The 22,030-nt window shown below is 42.8% G+C and carries 21 protein-coding genes; 12 read left to right on the top strand and 9 right to left on the bottom strand.

What is annotated here, in order from left to right; translation table 11 throughout:
* Positions 1 to 5: 5 nt before the first annotated feature.
* The 3 genes from LC586_RS13675 to LC586_RS13665 all read left to right on the top strand — a co-directional run bounded on the left by LC586_RS13675 (position 6) and on the right by LC586_RS13665 (position 3,709).
* Positions 6 to 191 carry a histidine kinase gene (locus LC586_RS13675; RefSeq protein WP_229485342.1) on the top strand — a complete coding sequence of 62 codons (186 nt, stop codon included), beginning with the start codon at positions 6 to 8 and terminating at the stop codon, positions 189 to 191.
* Positions 178 to 879, top strand: a complete 702-nt coding sequence (locus LC586_RS13670) for a rhomboid family intramembrane serine protease (protein WP_229485371.1) — start codon at positions 178 to 180, stop codon at positions 877 to 879. Before LC586_RS13675 ends, LC586_RS13670 begins: the two co-directional genes overlap by 14 nt.
* Before the next feature lie 184 nt (positions 880 to 1,063).
* Positions 1,064 to 3,709, top strand: a complete 2,646-nt coding sequence (locus LC586_RS13665) for a hybrid sensor histidine kinase/response regulator (protein ID WP_229485341.1) — start codon at positions 1,064 to 1,066, stop codon at positions 3,707 to 3,709.
* 128 nt (positions 3,710 to 3,837) lie between these two features.
* Here the strand turns inward: LC586_RS13665 and LC586_RS13660 are convergent, their stop codons facing one another.
* A complete protein-coding gene (locus LC586_RS13660) occupies positions 3,838 to 4,032 on the bottom strand; it encodes a hypothetical protein (RefSeq protein WP_229485340.1) in 195 nt (64 codons plus the stop codon).
* A 262-nt stretch (positions 4,033 to 4,294) separates the two neighbouring features.
* On the opposite strand from LC586_RS13660, the gene LC586_RS13655 reads away from it, so the two are divergent.
* The 5 genes from LC586_RS13655 (at position 4,295) to LC586_RS13635 (ending at position 7,505) form a co-directional block, all read left to right on the top strand.
* On the top strand, positions 4,295 to 4,525 hold the full coding sequence (locus LC586_RS13655) for an addiction module protein (protein WP_229485370.1): 231 nt from the start codon (positions 4,295 to 4,297) through the stop codon (positions 4,523 to 4,525).
* Positions 4,522 to 4,818 carry a type II toxin-antitoxin system RelE/ParE family toxin gene (locus LC586_RS13650; RefSeq protein ID WP_229485339.1) on the top strand — a complete coding sequence of 99 codons (297 nt, stop codon included), beginning with the start codon at positions 4,522 to 4,524 and terminating at the stop codon, positions 4,816 to 4,818. The genes LC586_RS13655 and LC586_RS13650 overlap by 4 nt, the downstream gene beginning before the upstream one ends.
* A gap of 178 nt (positions 4,819 to 4,996) precedes the next feature.
* Positions 4,997 to 5,239: a hypothetical protein gene (locus LC586_RS13645; protein ID WP_229485338.1), complete on the top strand. Its 243-nt coding sequence runs from the start codon at positions 4,997 to 4,999 to the stop codon at positions 5,237 to 5,239.
* Positions 5,240 to 5,268: 29 nt separating this feature from the next.
* Positions 5,269 to 6,582 carry a GTPase family protein gene (locus LC586_RS13640; protein WP_229485337.1) on the top strand — a complete coding sequence of 438 codons (1,314 nt, stop codon included), beginning with the start codon at positions 5,269 to 5,271 and terminating at the stop codon, positions 6,580 to 6,582.
* 275 nt (positions 6,583 to 6,857) lie between these two features.
* Positions 6,858 to 7,505 carry a GNAT family N-acetyltransferase gene (locus tag LC586_RS13635; protein ID WP_229485336.1) on the top strand — a complete coding sequence of 216 codons (648 nt, stop codon included), beginning with the start codon at positions 6,858 to 6,860 and terminating at the stop codon, positions 7,503 to 7,505.
* Positions 7,506 to 7,816: 311 nt separating this feature from the next.
* On the opposite strand, the gene LC586_RS13630 is transcribed toward LC586_RS13635, so the two are convergent.
* The 3 genes from LC586_RS13630 to LC586_RS13620 all read right to left on the bottom strand — a co-directional run bounded on the left by LC586_RS13630 (position 7,817) and on the right by LC586_RS13620 (position 9,933).
* Positions 7,817 to 8,281: a type II toxin-antitoxin system VapC family toxin gene (locus tag LC586_RS13630; protein ID WP_229485335.1), complete on the bottom strand. Its 465-nt coding sequence runs from the start codon at positions 8,279 to 8,281 to the stop codon at positions 7,817 to 7,819.
* A complete protein-coding gene (locus LC586_RS13625) occupies positions 8,282 to 8,545 on the bottom strand; it encodes a hypothetical protein (protein ID WP_229485334.1) in 264 nt (87 codons plus the stop codon).
* 155 nt (positions 8,546 to 8,700) lie between these two features.
* Entirely contained in the window at positions 8,701 to 9,933 is a 1,233-nt protein-coding gene (locus tag LC586_RS13620; protein WP_229485333.1) for a DUF4336 domain-containing protein, read from the bottom strand.
* Positions 9,934 to 10,115: 182 nt separating this feature from the next.
* Between LC586_RS13620 and LC586_RS13615 the strand changes: the two genes are divergently transcribed.
* From LC586_RS13615 to LC586_RS13605, 3 genes are all read left to right on the top strand, one after another.
* Positions 10,116 to 10,736, top strand: a complete 621-nt coding sequence (locus LC586_RS13615) for a hypothetical protein (protein ID WP_229485332.1) — start codon at positions 10,116 to 10,118, stop codon at positions 10,734 to 10,736.
* Positions 10,737 to 10,833: 97 nt separating this feature from the next.
* Positions 10,834 to 11,796: an acetamidase/formamidase family protein gene (locus tag LC586_RS13610; protein WP_229485331.1), complete on the top strand. Its 963-nt coding sequence runs from the start codon at positions 10,834 to 10,836 to the stop codon at positions 11,794 to 11,796.
* A gap of 279 nt (positions 11,797 to 12,075) precedes the next feature.
* Positions 12,076 to 13,461, top strand: coding sequence for a hypothetical protein (locus LC586_RS13605; protein ID WP_229485330.1), 1,386 nt, complete (start codon positions 12,076 to 12,078; stop codon positions 13,459 to 13,461).
* 389 nt (positions 13,462 to 13,850) lie between these two features.
* Here the strand turns inward: LC586_RS13605 and LC586_RS13600 are convergent, their stop codons facing one another.
* The gene (locus LC586_RS13600; protein WP_229485329.1) at positions 13,851 to 14,429 is read right to left on the bottom strand and encodes an NADPH-dependent FMN reductase; all 579 of its coding nucleotides are present in this window, start codon (positions 14,427 to 14,429) and stop codon (positions 13,851 to 13,853) included.
* Positions 14,430 to 14,457: 28 nt separating this feature from the next.
* Positions 14,458 to 14,583: a hypothetical protein gene (locus LC586_RS40610; RefSeq protein WP_267921668.1), complete on the bottom strand. Its 126-nt coding sequence runs from the start codon at positions 14,581 to 14,583 to the stop codon at positions 14,458 to 14,460.
* Between LC586_RS40610 and LC586_RS13595 the strand changes: the two genes are divergently transcribed.
* Positions 14,575 to 16,125, top strand: coding sequence for a cytochrome P450 (locus LC586_RS13595; RefSeq protein WP_229485328.1), 1,551 nt, complete (start codon positions 14,575 to 14,577; stop codon positions 16,123 to 16,125). The two genes, LC586_RS40610 and LC586_RS13595, sit on opposite strands and share 9 nt — an antisense overlap.
* 1,417 nt (positions 16,126 to 17,542) lie before the next feature.
* Here the strand turns inward: LC586_RS13595 and LC586_RS13590 are convergent.
* From LC586_RS13590 to LC586_RS13580, 3 genes are all read right to left on the bottom strand, one after another.
* Positions 17,543 to 18,277, bottom strand: coding sequence for an amino acid ABC transporter ATP-binding protein (locus LC586_RS13590; protein ID WP_229485327.1), 735 nt, complete (start codon positions 18,275 to 18,277; stop codon positions 17,543 to 17,545).
* Positions 18,270 to 19,754 carry an ABC transporter permease subunit gene (locus LC586_RS13585; protein ID WP_229485326.1) on the bottom strand — a complete coding sequence of 495 codons (1,485 nt, stop codon included), beginning with the start codon at positions 19,752 to 19,754 and terminating at the stop codon, positions 18,270 to 18,272. The genes LC586_RS13590 and LC586_RS13585 overlap by 8 nt, the downstream gene beginning before the upstream one ends.
* 1,185 nt (positions 19,755 to 20,939) lie before the next feature.
* Positions 20,940 to 22,019, bottom strand: a complete 1,080-nt coding sequence (locus LC586_RS13580) for a hybrid sensor histidine kinase/response regulator (protein WP_229485325.1) — start codon at positions 22,017 to 22,019, stop codon at positions 20,940 to 20,942.
* Positions 22,020 to 22,030: the final 11 nt, after the last annotated feature.

Below are 22,030 nucleotides of genomic sequence, written 5' to 3'. Positions count from 1 at the left end.
CAATCTTGCCACACGTTAAGGAGTGGGGGGATGAGGGAGATGAGGGGGATGAGGGAGATGAGGGAGATGAGGGAGAAGGGGAAGAAGAACTATTGATTATTGCCCAATGCCCAATGCCCAATGCCCCATGCCCAATGCCCCATGCCCAATGCCCAATGCCCAATGCCCCTAATCAATATGATTCCTATTAGTGATAATATTCGTTGTCGGAATAAACCGATTATTAATTACTGGCTGATTGGTATTAATGTTGCCGTATTTTTATGGGAGCTTCAACTAGAATTTAGTGGTGGATTAGGTTATTTTGTTAATATTTGGGGTGTAATTCCAGCCCAGATTAGTGGGGCAATTACAAATGCATTCTTATTCAATAACAATGCTGCTTGGATAATTGTAATTTGGCGGACATTTTCACTACTTATAGCAATATTCCTACATGGCAGTTTTAGTCAAATATTGGGAAATCTGTTATTTTTATGGGTTTTTGGTAAGACTGTCGAAAATATTCTAGGGCATAGACGGTATCTCGGATTGTATCTGGCTGCTGGCGCGATCGCTTCTTGTGTGCAAATTCTCGCGGAACCGAGTTTGACAGTACCATTGATTGGGGGCAATGGCGCGATCGCAGCTGTTTTAGGAGCATATATTATAAAGTTTCCTAAAGCTAAAATTGACACAATTTTACCGCTAATAATCTTGTATATCCCAATCCAACTTCCAGCTTTTTTCTATCTATTTTGGTGGTTTGTGCAACAATTATTTTATGGCATCGGCAGTTTAAATATTCCTCCTGTTGGCGTAAACCAATCGGGTGTTGTCTTCTGGGGACAGGTCGTGGCATTATTAATGGGTGCAGGTTTTATGCGTTTGAAGAGATAATTCTTTATTGAATGCAAAGTGTCTTGTCATCTGACATAGCTCTTAATCTCAGAAGATGTCTTTTGGTTAAAAGCTTATGCGCCTTTTGACAGATTACATTTTTTAGCTTAAAAATCGATACTGTTAAAGCTAGGGGATGCCTACTCTTCAAATCGGTATTGTTTAGTTATAAGCGGTGTGCAAGATGCCAAATGTTGATAAAATTAATTTTAAAGTCACTGATGAATTAGCAGCTCTGCGGCAGCGTGTAGCTGAGTTAGAGCAATCAGAAATATTTTATCAGCAAAGGCAAGCTGCGCTTGAGGGGCAAGTAATAGAGCTAGAAAAAAAACTGGCACTTGCATTAGAATATCCCCATATTCAAGCTGTCGAATATGATATCAAGCGGCATTTTGAACAGGGGACATCCACAACCTTAAATGTGTCAACAAATGTGGCAGTAACTTTAGAACAACTCCAACAAGAAATTGCACAGCGACAGCAGGTAGAAGCGTCGCTGAGGGAGAGTGAAGAACGGCTCAGGCTAGCCCTAGAGGTTTCCCAGATGGGCTTGTGGGATTGGAATATTGTTACCAATCAAGTCATCTGGTCTGAAAACTATGAATTGCTTTTTGGTGTGCTTCCAGGTAGTTTTGACGGGCCTTACGAAACGTTTCAGAAGTGCGTTTATCCTGAAGACAGGCAATCTGTAATGCAAGGGATCGCCCACGCTTTAAAACAAAAGACTGACTACAACGATGAATTTCGCATAGTTCGCTCAGATAAAAGTGTACATTGGATTTCTGCCAAGGGAAAATTTATCTATGACGATCGCAAACAAGCGGTGCGAATGATCGGCGTTTGTATGGAAACTACTGTCTGCAAGCAAGCAGAAGAAAGTACTCGAGAACTCACAACCCAAGTGCAAGAACAGGCAAATATTTTAAATGCCATCCTCACCGCCTCAGTTGATCACATTTACATCTTTAATCACAGAGGTTGCTATCAGTTTGTAAGTCATGATGGAGCTACCGTATTAGGCTTAAAGCCCCAGGATCTTGTCGGAAAAACTTTGCAAGAAGTGGATTTACCCGCAGACCTTGTAGAACAGGTAGATAATCAACGACAAGCTGTGATGAAAACTGGGCAGCCAATCAAGGATGAGTGTAAATATGTTACTGCTGATGGGGTGCATTATTATGAATACATCCTCTCACCATTACGCAATTCCCACCAAAATATTGAAGGCGTAATTACTGTTTCTCGTGACATTACCGAACACAAACGGGCAGAAAAATCATTACGCGAAAGTGAAGCCAGATTTCGGCGTTTGTTTGAATCCAACCTAATCGGGGTCGCTTTTTGGAATGTGGATGGCTTTATTGTTGATGCCAATGATGCCTTTCTCCAGCTAGCGGGCTACACTCGTGATGATGCCACCTTGGGTAGAATTAATTGGAGAGAACTTACTCCTATTGAGTATAAAGATTTAGACGATCGCGCCCTTTTGGAAGTGCAAACCACTGGAGTTTCCAGAATTTATGAGAAAGAGTATCTCCAACGCAACGGGAAACGAGTCCCAATTGTTTTGGGGATGGCCTTACTGAATAACTCCAAAAATAATGGTGTTGCTTTTGTACTAGATATCACCGCTCGCAAATCAGTTGAAAAAGAATGCGATCGCCTCCTCGAACGAGAAATGAAAGCACGCAAAGAAGCAGAAATCGCCAACACACTCAAAGATGAATTTCTGGCGGTTCTCTCCCATGAACTGCGAACCCCACTCAACTCTGTCCTGGGGTGGTCAAAATTGCTGCGGACTCGTAATTTCGATGAAAAAACCACTAAGCACGCCTTAGAAACCATTGAACGCAACGCCAAGTTACAAACTCAGCTAATTGAAGATTTGTTGGATGTGTCTCGCATCCTCCAAGGAAAATTAAACTTGAATATCTGTCCAGTGAACTTGGTAATGGTGGTTGAAGCCGCACTAGAGACAGTACAACTCGCAGCACAAGCTAAATCAATTCAAATTCAGACGATATTTGATCCCACTTTGGGACAAGTGATGGGCGACCCAAATCGACTTGGGCAAGTTGTGTGGAATCTACTCTCCAATGCGGTAAAATTTACACCAGCAGGCGGACAGGTAGAAATTCGACTCATGGAAGTAGGGAACCAAGCTCAAATTAAAGTCAGCGATACAGGTAAGGGAATTAGCCCAGAGTTTTTGCCTTATGTGTTCGATTACTTTCGCCAAGCTGATAGCACAATTACGCGGGCATTTGGTGGACTAGGTTTAGGATTAGCGATCGTGCGTAAGGTTATAGAGATGCATGGGGGAAGAGTTCAAGCCGAAAGTCCTGGAGAAGGATGGGGTAGCACCTTCACTGTTGAGCTACCGCTTTTAGTCAGAAGTGAACAGGTGACGCGTGAAGAGAATGAGTCTCTAGATTGTGAGCCTGAATCCTCGCTCCTTTCCGATACTCAAATTTTGGTCGTAGACGATGAACCAGATATCCGCGACTTAGTTAGCTTTATTTTGCAAGACTACGGTGTACAAGTAACTGCCGTATCTTCAGCACAGGAAGCATTAGAAGCGCTGTCTGAGTCAGTACCAGATGTTTTAATTAGCGATATTGGAATGCCAAAGACAGACGGTTATATGCTGATGCGTGAAGTGAGAGCGCGATCGCCTCAACAAGGAGGACGCGTACCAGCGATCGCTCTGACGGCTTATGCAGGCGAAATGAATCAGCAGCAAGCAATAGCAGCAGGATTTCAAATGCATATTTCTAAACCAGTAGATCCAGATGTATTGGTGAAAGCGATCGTTGATTTGATTAAGTAGTCATTAGTCATTGGTCATTGGTCATTTGTCATTGTTTTTTGGTACATACCGAGTGTTTCGTTGGCAAGAAAAACTTTTTTAAGGACTTATTCAAACCACGTTCAAGAGTGGGTGTGGTATATCAAGGGCTAATCTCTGGCGTTGCGGTTTGATTGAGCCAAGCTGATAGCTGATATAGGTAAACATCCGACTGGCTGTCCATCAGGGAGCATCCCAATGCAAGCAAATTTACCAAGATGATAGATTGTCATTGCGAATGAAGCGTTCGCCCTTGGCGTTCCCGTTGGCGCAGCCTCTCGTAGAGAAGGGTAGCGGAATGACAAAATATGTTTTTATATATCATGTTCGGCAAATCACTTATAATATGTCATTGCGTTCGCCCCTGGCGTTCCCGAAGGGTATGCAACGAAGTGGAATGAAGCAATCGCAAAGGTTTGGGATTGCCACGCTCCGCTCGCAATGACATAAGTATTAAGTCGAACATGATATTACACATTTGGGATGATCCCGTCCATCACGTTAATGTTGTGCCATATCTACTGCTTTCCTGCTAGACTCTGGATAGTCCCTATGCTCTTAGTAATTATGGCATCTGTTGAGCAAGTTATGAAAGAAGCCTTAGCTCTGCCCAGTGCAGCGAGAGCATTGTTGGCAGAAAAGCTGGTTGAAAGTCTTGAATTTGATGTAGACGAAACACTTCAAATACTGTGGACAGATGAAGCCAAGAAGCGTAGAGATGAAGTTCGCAGTGGTGCAATTGAACCCATTCCTGGAGAGGAAGCCCTAGCTAGGGTAAAACAATTTTTGGAGCAATGAAATACGTTTTTCATCCAGCAGCATTAATTGAATACGGTGAAGCAGTCAAGTTTTACGCAGAGCGTCGAGTTGAATTAGCACAAGCATTTATTAATGCGGTTGAGGATGCAATTTTCCGAATTATCCAGTCACCGACTCGCTGGGCTGTTGTTGACGAAGACATTCGTCGATGTCTAACGCGCAAATTTCCCTATGGAATTTTATACACCATTGAGGAAGATTACGTTTTAATTTTGGCGGTGATGCACTGTAGCCGCGAACCGGGATACTGGAAAGAGCGCCTCATAGACTAGCAGCAAGATTTCAAATGCATATTTCTAAATCGGTAGATCCAGATATATTGGCGAAGGCAATCGCTGATTTGATTGAGCCAAGCTGATAGCTGATATAGGTAAGCTTCTGTCAGCTGTCCATAACTTTAGTTTTGTATTAACATTGTAAGCCGAAACAATTGCATTGTTAGTCAAAACAATGGCATTGTCAGCCGTAACAATGGCATTGTCAGTCGAAACAATGGCATTGTCAGTCGAAACAATGGCATTGTCAGTCGAAACAATAGCATTGTCAGTCGATACAATAATTTCCCTTGCTAGCTTCTTTTACGGCGGCGGTTCGTTTAGGATTGTGAGACACCGCTACCTCCAAAACGCGATCGCCCAAGTTGATACACTACTAACGGTACTAGTTATCCCTTTGAGAATCGCTATAAGATGAGTAAAAGGGTCTTCTAGGTTTAGATGGAAATGACTGAGCAACGTGATTCTCAGCAATTGAGTGAACCGACCGATAAAGCAACTACCAAATCGGTCGATAATTCCTGGACAAACCGCATTGGCGGTGTCTGGAATAAAGCAACAACACATCTAACGCAACTCCTACCCGTAGAACAACTGGCACAGACGGTTGTTGAATGGTTTAGTGTGAGCGAAACTCAGGTTGCCGAGATTTTAGAGAAAATCCGAACCGAACTGCCAACTACAGAAGCGCTGCTGATTGGTAAACCCCAAGCTGGAAAAAGTTCAATTGTCCGGGGATTGACGGGAGTTTCTGCCGAAATTGTCGGTCAGGGATTTCGTCCTCACACGCAACATACAGAGCGCTATGCCTATCCTTCCAATGACCTGCCGTTACTGATTTTTACTGATACGGTGGGACTTGGTGATGTTAAACAAGATACTCAATTAATTATTCAGGAGTTAGTTGGCGATTTAAAAAAGGAGACTCGTTCCGCTAGAATCCTGCTTCTCACGGTCAAAATCAATGATTTTGCAACTGACACGCTACGACAAATTGCTCAACAGTTGCGCCAGCAGTATCCAAATATTCCCTGTTTGCTGGTAGTTACTTGCTTGCATGAGGTTTATCCTGTCGATACCGTCGATCATCCTGCCTATCCACCAGATTATCAAGAAGTCAACCGCGCATTTGCCGCAATGCAGCAAGCCTTTGCAGGAATAAGCGATCGCTCTGTACTCATTGACTTTACCCTAGAAGAAGATGGCTATAATCCGGTATTTTATGGCTTAGAAGCACTGCGAGATTCCTTAGCAGAAGTACTTCCAGAAGCAGAAGCCCAGGCGATTTATCAACTATTAGATCAAGAAGAAGCTGGGAAGCAACTTGGTAATCTTTACCGAGATGCTGCACGCCGTTATATTTTGCCATTTTCGATTATGTCTGCCACCCTGGCGGCTGTACCTTTGCCATTTGCGACAATGCCAGTACTCACTGCTTTGCAAGTATCAATGGTAGGACTGTTGGGTAAATTATATGGGCAGACAGTTACTCCATCTCAGGCGGGAGGCGTTGTGAGTGCGATCGCAGGTGGTTTTTTAGCACAGGCAATAGCACGGGAGTTAATTAAATTTATACCAGGTTTTGGTAGTGCGATCGCAGCCTCTTGGGCAGCCGCTTACACCTGGGCATTAGGGGAAGCAGCCTGCGTTTACTTTGGTGATTTAATGGGAGGTAAGAAACCCGATCCCCAAAGAATTCAGTTGGTAATGCAAGAAGCGTTTCAGGCGGCGCAAGAACGGTTTAAGGGAATCAAACGTTAAAACTCAAGAATCCGTTTCAGCAAACACTCACTGGATTTCCCACATAACGCCTATAGGCTGCTATGGGTTGATAACTCGCAGATTTATATAGCAGTCCTATTTGATTCGTGAAAAATATAAAATTTGAAAACGAACCGCAAAGTATTGGCTTTGGGCGCAAAGGGAAGAAAGAAGAAAGAGATATATAATTTTCACAAATGATTTAGGACTGCTATATGACCGAATCGCAGGTGGTTTCGATATGAGATTATCTGTGTGTGGAAAACAATAAAATCATGCAAAACCGAACTTGGCAACCACCGGAATTTCTTCAACTTAACGGTGAATTTGTAACACTCAAGCCCTTAATTCCCGAAAGGGATGTGGATACCTTGTATGCAGCTTCACACGGCACTCCTGAAAAGGAAGCCGTCTGGAATTATCTATTTTACGGCCCATTTGATCACCCTTCGACGATGAAAGACTGGATAGAAACGAACCTAGTAAGTAAATCTGACCCTCTTACTTGGACAGTCTTTGAAAACTCAACAAATATTCAAGTGGGAATTGTAGCATTACTTGCGATCGCACCAAATAATGGTCGTGCTGAAATTGGTCATGTATGGTTTACTCCCGCAGTCCACAAAAGTAAAGTCAATACAGAATCACAGTTTTTGCTACTTCAGCATCTTTTTGAGCATCATTCTTATCGTCGAGTTGAGTGGAAATGTGATTCCCTCAATCATGCGAGTCGAACTACCGCTACAAGGATGGGATTCATTTATGAAGGACGTTTTCGACAACACATGTTTGTTCGTGGAAGAAACAGAGATACCGATTGGTTCGCAATGACAGATAAAGAATGGTTACGCTGTAAAAGCAATTTTGAAAAATGGCTTTATTCCCACGAAAATATTTCATTAATGGAACTAAACAACAGCTAGGTCTATACGTGGCTTTGTTTCAGTCTGGGTCTAAATCCCCGACTGAAACAGTCTTTAATATCATGTCCGCATAAATAGTTACGCTAACCACAGTCATTACACCCCACCCCCAACCCCTAAGAGCTTGCGGGGAGGGGAGACAAAGCATAGCTTTGGCGGGGTGGGGTTCTTCGGGTTTCATAAGTAATCAAGCGGACATGATATAACTTACCAATTACGTTAGCGAGTATTTCGTACTCCTGCCCAGAAGCAAGCTACGCGCAGTACCTCGTAGAGAGCGTCATTACGAATTATTTTAAAGGAATTAAACGTTAGGGGTAGTTGTTTGGGTTTTCAACAAGTAGACCTTCACTTGCTGCGGCTGCATTCAATTCGGAATCAGCAGATACAAATGTCACCAGAGGTAAACTGTTAGCTATGCAGAGGGCGTTTACTGCACAGCCAGCCCCTAGCTGAACTGCATCGTAGCCTCGTAACCCATATACTTGAGCTAATACCATTGCAGAGTTGATGATACTCTTTGTGATTTCGACAACTTGGTATTCAGACCGTAGATCACTTTTGAACTGATTACATACTGCGATCGCATCAGTAGCAATGATACTTCCACCACGCGATCGCCGTGTAATTGCAGCGACAATTTCAACACTAGTAATAGCAGCAATCAGTACATCATTTTTCCGTAACGGGTCAAATAAACTCAAAACCCATGCTGAACCTATCTCACTGACGTAGCGTTTGACCAGCGCACTGCTATCTAAATAATAAGCTGCCATCTAGCAGCGTTCCTCAATGATTGTTTCAGAAATAGGCTTACCCTCTACCTGAATAAGTCGCTGTTCAGTTTGCTGATTGTAAACTGGTTGCTTGAGTTGTTTTACTAACCCAGAAGTTAACAGTGCTTCGTGAAATGTTGTCCGTTGAGTAACTTGTTTTTGTTCAACAAGATATCTCTGGATAGCCTGATTCAGCTGCTGTAGCTCCTCTGGCTCTAAGATATCAAGCTGATTGAGGATTTGGTTAAGGATTGCCTGTGGCATAGGCTTCTACTGTTTACCAGGGCTAGTTTGTCTACTATTCTACGGTGGATATAGCCCTACTTAATCATTTGTGAACAACTTGTAGAGGCGCACAGCAGTAGCAGTGCGCCCAAAGCGCGTGTTGCATCCAAAGGAGAACCACTATATTGTCTCTCCTACACTTTCTCCTTTGCTGCTGGCACAATCCCAAACTTATTTAAACCTGTATCGATTTCCTTAAGTAGTTTAAAATCCTCCTCTGGCAAGGGATAGCTACTACTGCTGAACAAACCCGCACTGACAGCAGGCTGCTTTTCCAAAAAAGAGAAAGCTTGGCGAAACTGATGCGGCCCGGCTTTAATCGGTGAATCAAAGTGGCAGGGAATAATCCACTCGAAGTCCCAACTTGCAACTTTATCAGCCCAGTCGATGGTTTCTTTCGGTGCGCGGTTGAGAATCAGCGTCTGTAAAATTGGTGCGACAAACAAACGCCCATCACCTCGCAGAGCATTAAACGATCGCTGCCAATCTGGATGCCATTTAAAGGGATACAATCCAAAATAAGCTTTCTTTGAGCGTTCTGGTGCTTTCAAGGCATCTTGCAATACCTGACTCCATTGGCGGATATTTAGTGCGTTTGGTTGAAAGTACAAAGCAAACAACGAGATACGCTGCCAACCCTTACGGCGATTTACTTGAATGTCTGCAACAATATCAGTAGCATGATCCTTGGCATGGAATAGTAAGGGATATGGATCTAATAGTGCGATCGCAGGTGGATCTTCTGGGATAGAAAGTACAGAATCTGTTACTAAAAGAGTATGCGATCGCTTGTGGAAAAAAGCAACTTCTGCAAACCGACCAGGGCCAAGCTCGATGGGCCCCAGCATTGCATAATCAAACTCGTCAGCAAAGGGTGTTTTGCTACTATCTTCTGGAAGTACTTGAGTTCGTTTCGGTGGTAAACCAAGCCAGCTAAGGGGGAGATTTAGCGGGAAACTCCACTGATGGGGAGCCACAAACACCTGTGCAGTCGGAAAGTATCTGGCGAAGGGGCCGACGAAGACTTTGTGTTCTATACCGGAGATAGTTGGCAGGATAATGTACTTAACATTACCGTGTTCCGCCACCAACTCATTCACAAGCCGGATACACTCTGGGGTTGGTGCAACAGGCGCATAGATGAGAAGACCCCCGGCTTCGAGCTTAACCACAGTCATGCGAATCGGCACAACAACGTAGAAAATGCCCTGAATCTGGTCAAAATTCCAAATTGTGTCCTTGACCACTTCTTTACGGATTGTCTGCCGCCTGCCATAAGGGTAGAGTGGCACAACAGGCCATAATCTCCACGAGAAGTCTTTTGGATTTATCTGTTGTGCATTGACTATGCGTTCATCATCAGCCACTCTGCAACCCCTCCAAATTCCCTGCTCAAATTGTTCTTATTTGCTATCCCTAAAGTTGGAGTTTAGCAAATTATTGAGATAATAATACCAATTCGTAATTCGTAATTCGTAATACTTCGGCTACGCTCAGTACAAGTTCGTAATTCGTAATATATTTCATTTAGGTTATTCCCGATAAAATCATGAGCAAATATAGAATTTTAAAACCTGAGCAAAGTTACACTTTTAGTCAATATTTTTTGTTACCTAACCCAACAATAGATGTAGTAGCTGAGTTTGAGTACAGCTACGATCGCACAGAGCTACAATTACCAAGATACTTTGCTGATATTAGCTATTTAGAATTTTTACAAAATTATTTACAGCGCAATATAAAGCTTTTTAACCCAACGGCTGAGATATCAATCAGAGAATTTATGATTGCTCCTATTCTTGCTGAAATCTGCGATCAAACAAAAGCTCAACTATATAGCGAGTATCCAATTAATGTGGATGAAAAGCTCAAGGGGACTTTGGATTATTACTTACATAAATCTAACTCTCTATTGGTGAGTGAAGCAAAACAATCAGATATCAGAAGAGGGTTTACACAGCTAGCAGTAGAATTAATAGCTCTGGATCAGACTTTAGATGAACAATCATCAATTTTATTTGGCGCAGTTACTAATGGAGATGACTGGAAATTTGGTACACTCAATAGACAACAGAAGCTAATTACAGAAGATATTAAGCTTTATCGTGTTCCTGAAGGTTTAGAAGATTTGCTACGAGTATTAGTAGGCATCCTTTCATCTGAAACTTGACAGAAGTTGAAAAAGAGGCAAGGGAGTAGGGAACAGGGAGCAAGGGGGACGCTCTAGGGCGGAAACTTTTTTTGATAAGTGATTAGGCAGATATGATATGACTCATTACATTTTAAAAGCTACCAAAGAAACGGTGCATCTGGGTGGTTTCTCCCATCTGCTAGAACCAGCGCTCATTATTAATTCAGGTGATACGGTTGATGTGGAAACTTATACTGGTTACTACGTTTATGACAAAGCACCACCTGAATTTGTCACACCAGAATTTCTCGATATCTGCCAAAATCTTCTACCAGAACGCAAAATTGCTGGGGGGCCACATTTACTCACAGGGCCGATTTATGTGCGAGATGCCGAACCAGGGGATGTTTTAGAAGTACAATTAGATGCGATCGCACCTCGTTTACCCATCGGTTTCAATGCCATTCGTACAGGTTGGGGAGCTTTACCACATCAGTTTCCTCAACCTGCTTTGAGATTCATTCCTCTAGATTTAGCAAACAATATCGCGGAATTTCCGGCGGGTACTGGCATAAAAATTCCCCTCAAACCGTTTTTTGGGATTCTTGGTGTCGCTACCCCAGAAACCTCTCGAACTTCTGTCCCACCAGGTTCTTATGGCGGTAATATCGACAACCGGGAACTGCAAGCTGGTTCTCGTTTATTTTTGCCGATTTTCGTATCAGGTGCATTATTTTCTATTGGTGATGGGCATTCTGCACAGGGAGATGGAGAGGTAAATGTCACCGCCATTGAAACTTCCATGAACGGTAGAATTACCCTCAAACTTCGCAAGGATTTACAACTGACAACACCAATTGCCGAAACTCCAACTCATATCATCACAATGGGCTTTGCCCAAACCTTAGATGAAGCTTTAGAACTGGCTTTAAAAAACATGATTAATTTTCTGGAACGCTTCATAAATTTGTCGCCAGAAGACGCTTATGTATTGTGTAGTTTAGCTGTGAATTTTCATATTACGCAAGTTGTCAACAGTCCCCAAAAAGGTGTGCATGGAATGCTACCCAAATCAATTTTGTCTAAGAGTGTGTTTTAAAAGTGGGGGACTATATTTTGTATTAGTCCACGGAGGTGGACTTCGCTTGTAAAGATATATTTCTCTTTATCTAAAAATAAATGTGAGTGAGAAATAGCTTTTAAAGGCTGAAAGCAAGACTGATTAAGAACACAGCAAATATTTGTTTCAAGAGATTATATTTCCTTAACCTTTAACTACTATCGATAATTTATTGATAGTGGTAATAATAAATTTGTAGTATGAAGTTTATCCACTTTGTAATACAACCAATTAATAGAAATAACCAGGGGATAAATTATGGCTCCGGTATCTGACATCGTTTTTGTACAAGACTTGACAGGATCATTTGGGGACGACTTACCTAATCAACAAGTCCTACTTCCAGCAGTAGTAAATCGGTTAAGCAACCCGATTTTGGAAACTATCTTTGGTGCTGACCTTAAACTTGGTCTTGCCTCTTTCAAGGATAAGCCAATTTCGCCTTTGGGTAGTCCCGGTGACTACGTTTATCGACCAGAACTCGCTTTGACAAATAATGTAACGGCAGTTAAGACGATAATCAATGGCTTTAGTGCCTCTGGTGGCAATGATGAGAAAGAATCACAATTAGACGCACTCTTGTACGCAGCTTTAGATAGCGGTGGTAGTCTCAGTTACAGAGTAGGTTCATTTCGCGTTGTTATATTAAGCACCGATGCTCCTTATCATGTTGCGGGCGATCGTGCAGCAGTTAGTCCAAGTACTACTATCCCTAATAACGGAGATAGTGTAATTAATCCTGTTGAAGATTATGCAACGATTTCACAAGTAAAAACTGCGCTAGAAACAAATAACATTATTCCAATTTTTCTAGCTACAACTGAAGATGTAGCCTCTTATAAGGCACTAGTCACCCAGCTCGGACGAGGAGGTGTACTGCCTCTTGGTTCTAGAAGTGAGAATGTTGCTGATGCCATAAAAGAGGCAGTTGTTCGAGCCCGAAATGTAGTTAGTGATAATCTGGGGACAGCTGAAGCCGATTTTATTAATGCTGCGTCTTTTTCTTCAAGAATTGGCCCTAAGGTTGTTTTTGTCGGGGACGGTGATGACAATGTTTCGCTCGCTGGTATTACTGGCAACCATTTCATTGATGGAGGAGCCGGTTCTGACGTCCTTTTTGGTGGATCTGGTGCGGACAAAGTAGATGGGGGCAGTGATGACGACAACCTCGTAGGGGGCAACGGTAACGATATTCTCTTTGGCAGCAGTGGAAATGATATTCTAACCGGGAACGGCGGCAACGATTACCTACAGGGTGATAGTGGCAACGACGTCCTAACAGGAGGCGGAGATTTAGATACGTTTGCATTTACAACAGGATCAAGGTTTGTTATTAGTGAACTTGGATCTGATACTATTCAGGACTTCACTCCTGGTGCAGACAAGATCCAACTATCGAAAACTACCTTTACCGCTCTAAGTAACTTGGTTTTCTCAACTGCATTAAATCTCGCAGACTTTGCCACGGTGACGACCGATGCTTCAGCAGAACTTAGTGGTGCGGAAATTGTTTACAATAGCGCTAATGGTAGTCTGTTCTATAACCCCAATGGTTTGACTGCTGGTTTTTCTGAAGGAGGTAGATTTGCACAATTGACTGGTACCCCTGCTCTAACTGCTGCAAGTTTCGAGGTCGTTGTGTGATTTAGTTTAATTTTAAACTTAACTCAAAGCGATCTTCTTATTAAAAGGATGTTTTAAAAGGGTCTTTTGCTCTCATATTTAGCACACTGAGGCATCTCAGTACATGGCTAAAACCTTAATTTTTGTTGCACTGAACCCAGTAGAGAACAGCAAAATTATACCTTAAGGAACTTTTAAAACATCCTCTGAACCCAGCGAATTGGAGTGAAGTATCTCGTTATGTGCCTAAAGCCGTATGTTCTTCGCTCCATTTCATTCATCTGAGAATGACAAAATTGTACCTTCTTAGTCATTACCACGCGCCAAAAGTTGACTCGTAAATTGCTGCTTAACTGTTATCATCAGACTCAATAGAAATCTATGAAATCAGTTATATTACAAAGAATAATTTAATTGAGCTTCAGCAATATCTTTGTTAAGCCATCGCCTAGCTTTTCAATAGATTCTTGCTGTTTAGGATCTACTAAAGTGCCATCAGGATTGAAGGCTTCGTAAGCTTTGGGTAGGGCTATTTGGTCGGGAAGTACCAAAACTTTGATGTTTCCCAAAATAGAGCGCAGGTGAACTAATCCCCGCAAACCACCAAGTCCGCCTGGGGAAGCGCTCATAATAGTAGCAACCTTACCTGCAAAAGCAGCTAATGGTGCTTCATTTGGGGCTGGACGGGATGCCCAATCAATGGCGTTCTTCAAAACTGCTGTGAGTGAACTGTTATATTCCGGCGAAGCAATCAGCAATCCTTGATGAGAAATCAGCAAATCCTTAAAAGTGCGGGCGTTGGCTGGTAGTCCTTCTTGAGCTTCCAAATCTTCATCAAACAGAGGTAGGGGCAAATCGCGGAGGTCTATATAAGTCACTTCTGCGCCTGCTGCCTGAGCGCCAGCCGCCGCGATTTTTACCAATTTTTTGTTGTAAGACTCAATGCGGGTGCTGCCTGCAAAGGCAAGGATTTTAGGTGTAGATGCCATAGTTATAGGTTGAATGGGAACAGCTGCATTATCCTGTTTTCAGGCGATCGCTATTTACTACCTTTAGATTTTCTTTATAAACTAAATCTGGAAACAATACGGTAGTATCTGAATAACCTAAGTTTTGTTGGACAAAGGCGGATTCATGTTCCAAGAGATTGCTGCTCAAATTGCTTTTTCTGACTCATTTCCATATTTAGTTACAGTCTTAGGCATTACTAGCACAGTGGGAATATTAGGTTTGCGGTGGTGGAAACAAAAGAACACTTACAAATCTCTACAGTCCTTTCCCTCTCCTACGAAACACTGGCTATTAGGAAATATTCCTCAAGTATTAGCAGCAGTGAAAGAGAAGAAATTCTTCCAATTATTGTTTGATTGGAGCCAGCAGCTAGGGCCAATGTATGTTTATTGGACTGGCTATCCAGTTCTCGTTTTGAGTAAGCCAAAAGTTATTGAAGACACCATTGTTAATGGGATGAGAGACGGTAGCCTAATTAGGTCACAGCGAGCGAGCAAAGCTTGGAACGACATTAGTGGGCCCATTCTTTTAGGTCAAAACGGAAGTGAGTGGCAGTACAGACGCAAGGCTTGGAACCCTGAATTCAGTTCTAGCGGTCTCTCCAAATATGTGGAAATTATTAGCCAAGCTTGCGAACAAGTAATTGAGAAAATTCAGTCAGCGGCCTCACCAGAAGTTCAGGTAGATCCTCTGTTTGTAGAACTAACAATGAGGGTGATTTCCTCTCTTGTATTAGGCATTCCTGTGGATAGAAACATTGCTAGTCATGAAGGACAACCCCTTGATGTTCTCAAGGTGTACGAGGCGATGTCTATTGTAGGCTATCGGTTCCTACGAGTAGCGACTGGCGAGAAGATATGGATGAAATATCTGCCAACTAAGAACTCACGAGATTATTGGGCAGCAAGGCGATATTTAGAGGAGTTTATTACTCCCCGTGTAGACTTAGCTTTACAGATGAGAGAACAAAATCAGACCGATTTACCACAGGTAAGTCCTTTGTTCCAGGAATCAATGTTGGTGAAAATAGCTGCCAAAGAACCAAAATACAATCGGGAAGCACTGATAGCAGAAGTTATTGAACTTTTAATAGCTGGTACTGATACCACGGCTCATACTTTATCTTTTGCAATAGCAGAATTGACCTTAAATCAAAGGGTTTTTCAGCAGGCACAGGTTGTTGTTGACCAAGCTTGGGAAAATCAAGGCAGTATTAATGCAGAAAGCCTTAAGGAATTGAATTACATCCGCGCTATTATCAAGGAAACTTTGCGCCTTTATTCAGTCGCTTCAGGCTCGACTTCATTGGAAGCTCAACGTGACACTGTTATCGAGGGTACGCTTATTCCTCGTGGCACGAAAATATTCTGGTCAATGCTTGCTGCTGGACGAGATCCTGAAGTCTATTCTCATCCCGATGAATTTCTGCCAGAGCGTTGGTTAGAGAAGAATAAGGAAAGTAGTCAACTGCCAATGATAGACTTTGGCTCAGGTTCTCATCGTTGCTTGGGAGAGCATTTGTCAATGCTGGAAGCAACGATGATGCTGGCACTACTGCTTTACTACTTTGACTGGGAGTTGGTCAACGGTCGATCATCTCTGGAACAATTACAGCAGAACCTTTTGATTTATCCGCCTGATAGAATGCCAGTGCGCTTTCGTTTGAGAAAGTAGGGATAATACTGTTTCACTTTAAAGGAAAGCAGGGGAAGAAGAAAAGCTTATCCAAACCGTATTGAAAGGCGATCGCTCTTAGTATAGTTTTGCGTAAAAGCGTAGCGTTTCCAATGCAGGGGAACGCATTGGCATTGCATTGAGATGCATTATAGCGGTTCCCATTCAGATGCGGTACAACATTACATCACGAGGTGTAGGGGCAAGGCGCAATGCCCATTGGTGTCAACTTAACGTGAAACCCTTGCAATGACGTTATATCAAGCCTACTCAATTACTAATTATGCCCTCGCAACCCCACCCCGCTTTTGTCTAGCGACAAAATCTCCCCTCCCCGTGAACGGGGAGGGGATTAAGGGGAGCCAGTGCGGTCTTGGGGTTCACCTGCGTGGAGCCGGATAGCGTGTGGGGTAAAACGCCTGTGGGATAAGCGTTTGAGTTTAAGTTGACACCAATGGGCATTGCGCCTTGCCCCTACGGGTGTACCTCACGTAAACGAGAACCGCATTAACAAGGCCGCCGACGCATTAACAAGGCCGCCGACACATTAACAAGGCCGCCGACGCATTAACAAGGCCGCCGACGCATTAACAAGGCCGCCGACGCATTAACAAGGCCGCCGACGCATTAACAATGCAAGCCGACGCATTAACAAGGCCGCCGACGCATTAACAAGGCCGCCGACGCATTAACAATGCAAGCCGACGCATTCATTGCCATTGCAGGGTATTGCCAAATTTAATTCGCTACTAATTAAGGAAATGCTGTACTTAAACCTCATCTAAGTTGAGAACCGTAGTTTTTGCCCTCACCCTAAATCCCTCTCCCAGATATGGGAGAGGGACTTTGAAATTCTGGCTCCCCGAACAATACGGTTCAGTTAAGCAAATTTATCTGTTAAGGCAGGCAGGGGGAGCAGGGGAGGCAGAGGAAGCAGGGGGAGAAAAAAAGCTTAACTGAACTGTATTGGCTCCCCGAATCCCAAATCTGGGAGAAGGGGTTGGGGGATGAGGGCAAATCCTTTTCATCACCGAAGAACTACAGGTTTCAAGATAGACGCGGTTTAGCTCGCTATCCAAGACAATTCTTGTTATAAATTGGTAGTTTGTGCGATCGCCATCCTGATTTATCTTTCTAATTAACGCTTTGCGATCGCAAATTCAGTGAGTGCGCTTTTACCTGCATTAACGTGAGTTCGACGACTCATGTAGTAATCACCTAACTAGCTTAAATATTGAAACCTCTAAGAAGGTTTTACTACGCAAAACCGTCCCTCTCCGAGTCGGAGAGGGACAGACTTGAACTAAAGTTCAAGGCAGGGAGAGGTTTGTCGAACTCACGTTGCATTAATGCCAAACGATCGCCCTGTTTTAGAAAAGTTTCAAGAATACAAAAAAAGCGGCAAATTCCTGATGTTCTAAAGCATTTTTTCCAAGAACTGTTTAGCGCGATCGCACTGAGGATTTTGGAAAAACTCGCCAGGAGTAGCATCTTCTGCTAAACTTCCCTGGTCGAGGAACATAATCCGATTGGCAACTTCTCTTGCAAAGCCCATTTCATGAGTGACGATCGCCATTGTCATTCCAGATAGTGCTAAACCTTTCATCACTTCCAACACATCCTTAACCATTTCTGGATCTAGTGCAGAGGTGGGTTCATCAAATAAAATCATCTCTGGTTCCATTGCTAATGCACGGGCGATCGCTACTCGCTGTTTCTGTCCCCCTGACAGTTTGGACGGATAGACAGACACTTTTGACTCTAAACCTACCTTAGCAAGCAATTCTAAGCCATGTTCTTGTGCTTTTTGCTTGTTTATTCCTTTCACCTTTATAGGCGCGTAAGTGACATTTTCCAGCACATTCATGTGGGGAAACAAATTAAAATGTTGAAATACCATCACCAAATGCTGGCGCACCTTAGCGATGTTTGCCTTGGGCTTGGTAATTTCTTGCTCATGAAAATAGATTCTTCCTCTGGTGGGTTGTTCTAGTAAGTTTATGCATCGCAGAAAGGTAGACTTACCTGAACCAGAAGGGCCTAGTATGGCAACCACTTCTCCCTGGTAAAACTCAGTGGAAATGTTTTTGAGTACGTCGAGTTTGCCAAAGGATTTACATAAGAATTCTGTGCGAATTACTACATTATTCACTTTCCCGTAACCTCCTTTCTAAAGCGGATGCACCCAAGGTCATACCCATTACTAAAACATAGTAGATTAACCCTGCAAATAGCAGTGGTTCAAAATAAATATACTTGTTTGCACCAACGATTTGGGCGCTGCGTAATATTTCCACCACCCCAATGGTTGACACCAGCGCGGAATCTTTGAGCAATCCGATAGTTTCATTCACCAATGCTGGGAGAATGTTCTTCAATGCTTGCGGTAAAATCACATCCCACATCATCAACCAATAGGGAACACCCATCGACATCGCCGCTTCACTTTGCCCTTTATCCACCGCCTGAATCCCACCCCTGATGGTTTCCGACATATAAGCGCCAGAATTCAGGGTAAAAGTTAGCACCCCAGCCTGCAATGCTGAAATGTCATAGCCTGTAAGCTGGGGTGTTGCGTAGTAAACCAACGCCAACTGTAATAGCAAAGGTGTGCCTCGAAAAACAGAGGTGTAGGCGTTAGCAACCCAGGTAAGCGGCTTGATGCCGAGAATTTTTAATAGAGACAGTATTGTTCCCCAGATTAACCCCAAGGATACAGATAATAGGGTAAACAACAAAGTTAAAGGGATTCCCCGAAGAATAAAGGGAATATCTGGAAGAATTCTGGTAAAATCGAGATTTAATCCGCCTTTGGCAGAAGTTGAAGATGCAGGATTGGCGGTGGTATTCTCTGAAAACCACTTGGTTACTAGTTTAGCCAATGTGCCATTGTCCTTCATTTGTTGAAGGACTTTGTTAAACGGTTCTACTAAAGAAGAACCTTTAGGAAAAGCGATCGCTGATCCACTTGCTTCCTCTGAGGGAATAATATTAAATTCTAAATCTGGGTTAGCTTGGGCGAATCCTTTAGCGACGGTATCCTCAACAATTGCTGCATCAATTCGCCCAGATTTGATTTCCTGAACTACTTCCGGCACTCTGTTGAGTTGCTTTAACTGAATACCTGCAACTTTTTGAGCAATTTTCTGAGCATTTTGTTCTTGTATCGTTCCTAGTTGTACACCAACTTTTTTTCCTGATAAGTCTTGGGGCTGCTTCAGGTTGCTACCTTTAGGAGCGACAATCGTATCTTTGGCTTCGTAATAAATAATTGAAAAGTCAATATTTTTCTGCCGTTCTGGAGTCGGAGTCATCCCAGCCATTACAAAGTCAGCGCGATTTGCTTGGAGTGCAGGAATTAATCCATTAAAATCGGATTCCATTATTTTAAGTTTAAACCCTAGTTTTTGAGCAAGGGTCTTGGCGATATCTATATCAAAGCCAACAATTTGGCGATCGCCTCCTTTAGTATCATAAAACTCATAAGGGGGATAATCTGGGGAAGTAATCATCGTCAGCGTGTCTTTATCTAAAGATGAGGCAGCTTTTAGAGAATTACTATGTCCTGTGATGATACTGATTACTGCTACAACCAGTATCGTTAATAGCCATACTTTTTTTTTCTTCATAAACTTGATAATTATAAAATTTACATTCCGACCTGAAACTTTCACATCAATCGAGCAGATAATATCATGTCCGCATAATTAGTTATGATTCCCACAGTCATTGCACCCCACCCCGCCAAAGCTACGCTTTGTCTCCCCTCCCGAAGAGCGGGGAGGGGATTAAGGGGTGGGGTTCTTCGGGTTTAATAAGTAATCAAGCGGACATGATATAATACCTGTGCCATGCAGCAAGGTAAAATTCTAATTTTAAAGGTTTTTTGTAGGCAAAGCGATAGAGAATTTCTTAAAAAAAAGAATATATCCAAAACATTTTAAATAAAAAATGGAGATTTTATTCCAATACGCTTGGGTTAAGGCTAAAACTCTTTATCAAAGTTGTTTTTTTTAACGAACCGCAGAGGCGCAGAGAAGCCAGTGCGCCCTTGCGGTTCTCCGACTTGTTCGCGCAGCGTCTCCCCTTGGGAGAAGCAACTGGCGCGACACAGAGAGAGAAGAAAGAGGAGGAAAAAATTGCTTAACTGAACTGTATTGGATTTTATTCAATTATTTTTTGCCACTGTGCAACTATACTGCCAAACCCAAACTACACTCAGAATTACAAGTTATATCATGTCCGCTTGATTACTTATTAAACCCGAAGAACCCCACTCCGCCAAAGCTATGCTTTGTCTCCCCTCCCCGCTCTTCGGGAGGGGTTGGGGGTGGGGTGCAATGACTGTGGGAATCATAACTATTTATCCGGACATGATATTATTTAATCTACGTTTTTTAGCATTAAATTTGAGAAGTTTGCAGGTTTTGCTGGCAAATACTTCTGCAATTTCGCCGACAACCTACTAGAGTTTCAATACCGTTCGGTTAAGGAATTTTTTGGTTGAGGCAGGCTGTTCTTGAGCAGGGGGAGAAGAGAAGCTGTTCTTGAGAGAAGAATTGCTGAACAATAACCTTCTTTCCTCAAGAGCCTCAAGAGCCTCAAGAGCCTCCCCTGCTTATCCGAACGGTATTGACTAGAGTTTAACTAGTTCCGTGGGTTTAAGTCCCCCGGTTCAATAAAAAAGCAAGTTTTGTGTTGGGGTTAAATCCCCATTACAAAACAAACAAAATTTACGAATTACGTTAGCGTAGCGGTAGCGATAGCGCAGCGTTAGCGAGGAACGAGCGTCATTACGAATTACGAATTACGAATTACGAATTATTTAGTAATACAGTAAAGATACTACCATGTGGATGATTATCTTCAATGGTAATCGTACCGCAATGTGCCTCGATCGCCATTTTGCAGAAAGCCAATCCTAAACCAATTTGCGAAACATCTGGCATCCGAGTTCCAATTTCATACTTCTCGAAAATCATTTGTCGTAAGTCTTGACGGACTCCCGAACCGAAATCAACGACTTGCACTTTCACACCTCCTCCTGCCAAATATTCTCCCCGTAGAGTTACTTGAGAATTAGACGGTGAGAACTTAATGGCATTGGAGAGTAAATTATCCAGCACTCGACGAAAGATAACTGCATCTACTGCAATAATCCTACCAGGTTCAGGTAATTCACATATCAGGGTCAGGTTTTTTTGGGCAGCGATCGCCTTAATATCTTCTACAGCTGACATACACAGCGCACAAATATCTACTTCTGTGTAGTTGAGAACCATTTTCCCAGATTCCAGCTTTGCCATGATCAGCAAGCTATCAATCAACGATTGTAGTTGTTGTGCAGCCAGGAAAATTTGATCAACTTTTCCTTGCTGCTGTTCAGGTGACAAACCTGCTAACCGAAGAATTTCTGTCCCTAAGACAATACTGGTAAGTGGATTTCGCAGATCATGCACAATCATATTTACCATGTCTTCTCGTAGTTTCATCAATACTTGCATACTGTCATACTGCTGCTTAATCCGTAACATGGAATGAACTCTGGCTCGTAATTCCACACCATTGATGGGTTTACTAATGAAGTCATCTGCACCCATCGCCAGACATCGAGCCAAATCTTCTTTAGCGGTTAATGCAGTCACCATAATAATCGGAACCGCTTGCCATTGTGGATCGGCTTTGATGCGCTGGCAGACTTCCATCCCATCTAGATGAGGCATCATTACATCGAGCAAAATCAGATCGGGTTGAAAACTTTTGAGGCGATTTAGAGCTTGTTGACCACTAAGAGCGTAGTATAGCTGGTAGTTTTCACCATGCAGCAAGGTTTCAACAACATCAAAGTTATCGGGTTCATCATCGATTACTAAAATAGAGGGTTGACTATGCATCGAGAATTTCC

This window comes from Nostoc favosum CHAB5714 (assembly GCF_020829495.1).
GTDB lineage: Bacteria > Cyanobacteriota > Cyanobacteriia > Cyanobacteriales > Nostocaceae > Nostoc > Nostoc favosum.
Note: the sequence above shows the minus strand (reverse complement) of the source record. Positions and strands in the feature narration are given on the sequence as shown.

Excerpts from the sequence above, each read along its gene's own strand:
- LC586_RS13595 (WP_229485328.1), top strand. The coding sequence starts at position 14,575 with ATGTTCCAAGAGATTGCTGCTCAAATTGCTTTTTCTGACTCATTTCCA.
- LC586_RS13585 (WP_229485326.1), bottom strand. The coding sequence starts at position 19,754 with ATGAAGAAAAAAAAAGTATGGCTATTAACGATACTGGTTGTAGCAGTA.
- LC586_RS13625 (WP_229485334.1), bottom strand. The coding sequence starts at position 8,545 with ATGCCACAGGCAATCCTTAACCAAATCCTCAATCAGCTTGATATCTTA.
- LC586_RS13630 (WP_229485335.1), bottom strand. The coding sequence starts at position 8,281 with ATGGCAGCTTATTATTTAGATAGCAGTGCGCTGGTCAAACGCTACGTC.
- LC586_RS13605 (WP_229485330.1), top strand. The coding sequence starts at position 12,076 with ATGGCTCCGGTATCTGACATCGTTTTTGTACAAGACTTGACAGGATCA.
- LC586_RS13635 (WP_229485336.1), top strand. The coding sequence starts at position 6,858 with ATGCAAAACCGAACTTGGCAACCACCGGAATTTCTTCAACTTAACGGT.
- LC586_RS13610 (WP_229485331.1), top strand. The coding sequence starts at position 10,834 with ATGACTCATTACATTTTAAAAGCTACCAAAGAAACGGTGCATCTGGGT.
- LC586_RS13655 (WP_229485370.1), top strand. The coding sequence starts at position 4,295 with ATGGCATCTGTTGAGCAAGTTATGAAAGAAGCCTTAGCTCTGCCCAGT.
- LC586_RS13600 (WP_229485329.1), bottom strand. The coding sequence starts at position 14,429 with ATGGCATCTACACCTAAAATCCTTGCCTTTGCAGGCAGCACCCGCATT.
- LC586_RS13580 (WP_229485325.1), bottom strand. The coding sequence starts at position 22,019 with ATGCATAGTCAACCCTCTATTTTAGTAATCGATGATGAACCCGATAAC.
- LC586_RS13640 (WP_229485337.1), top strand. The coding sequence starts at position 5,269 with ATGACTGAGCAACGTGATTCTCAGCAATTGAGTGAACCGACCGATAAA.
- LC586_RS13650 (WP_229485339.1), top strand. The coding sequence starts at position 4,522 with ATGAAATACGTTTTTCATCCAGCAGCATTAATTGAATACGGTGAAGCA.
- LC586_RS13615 (WP_229485332.1), top strand. The coding sequence starts at position 10,116 with ATGAGCAAATATAGAATTTTAAAACCTGAGCAAAGTTACACTTTTAGT.
- LC586_RS13665 (WP_229485341.1), top strand. The coding sequence starts at position 1,064 with ATGCCAAATGTTGATAAAATTAATTTTAAAGTCACTGATGAATTAGCA.
- LC586_RS13670 (WP_229485371.1), top strand. The coding sequence starts at position 178 with ATGATTCCTATTAGTGATAATATTCGTTGTCGGAATAAACCGATTATT.
- LC586_RS13645 (WP_229485338.1), top strand. The coding sequence starts at position 4,997 with ATGGCATTGTCAGCCGTAACAATGGCATTGTCAGTCGAAACAATGGCA.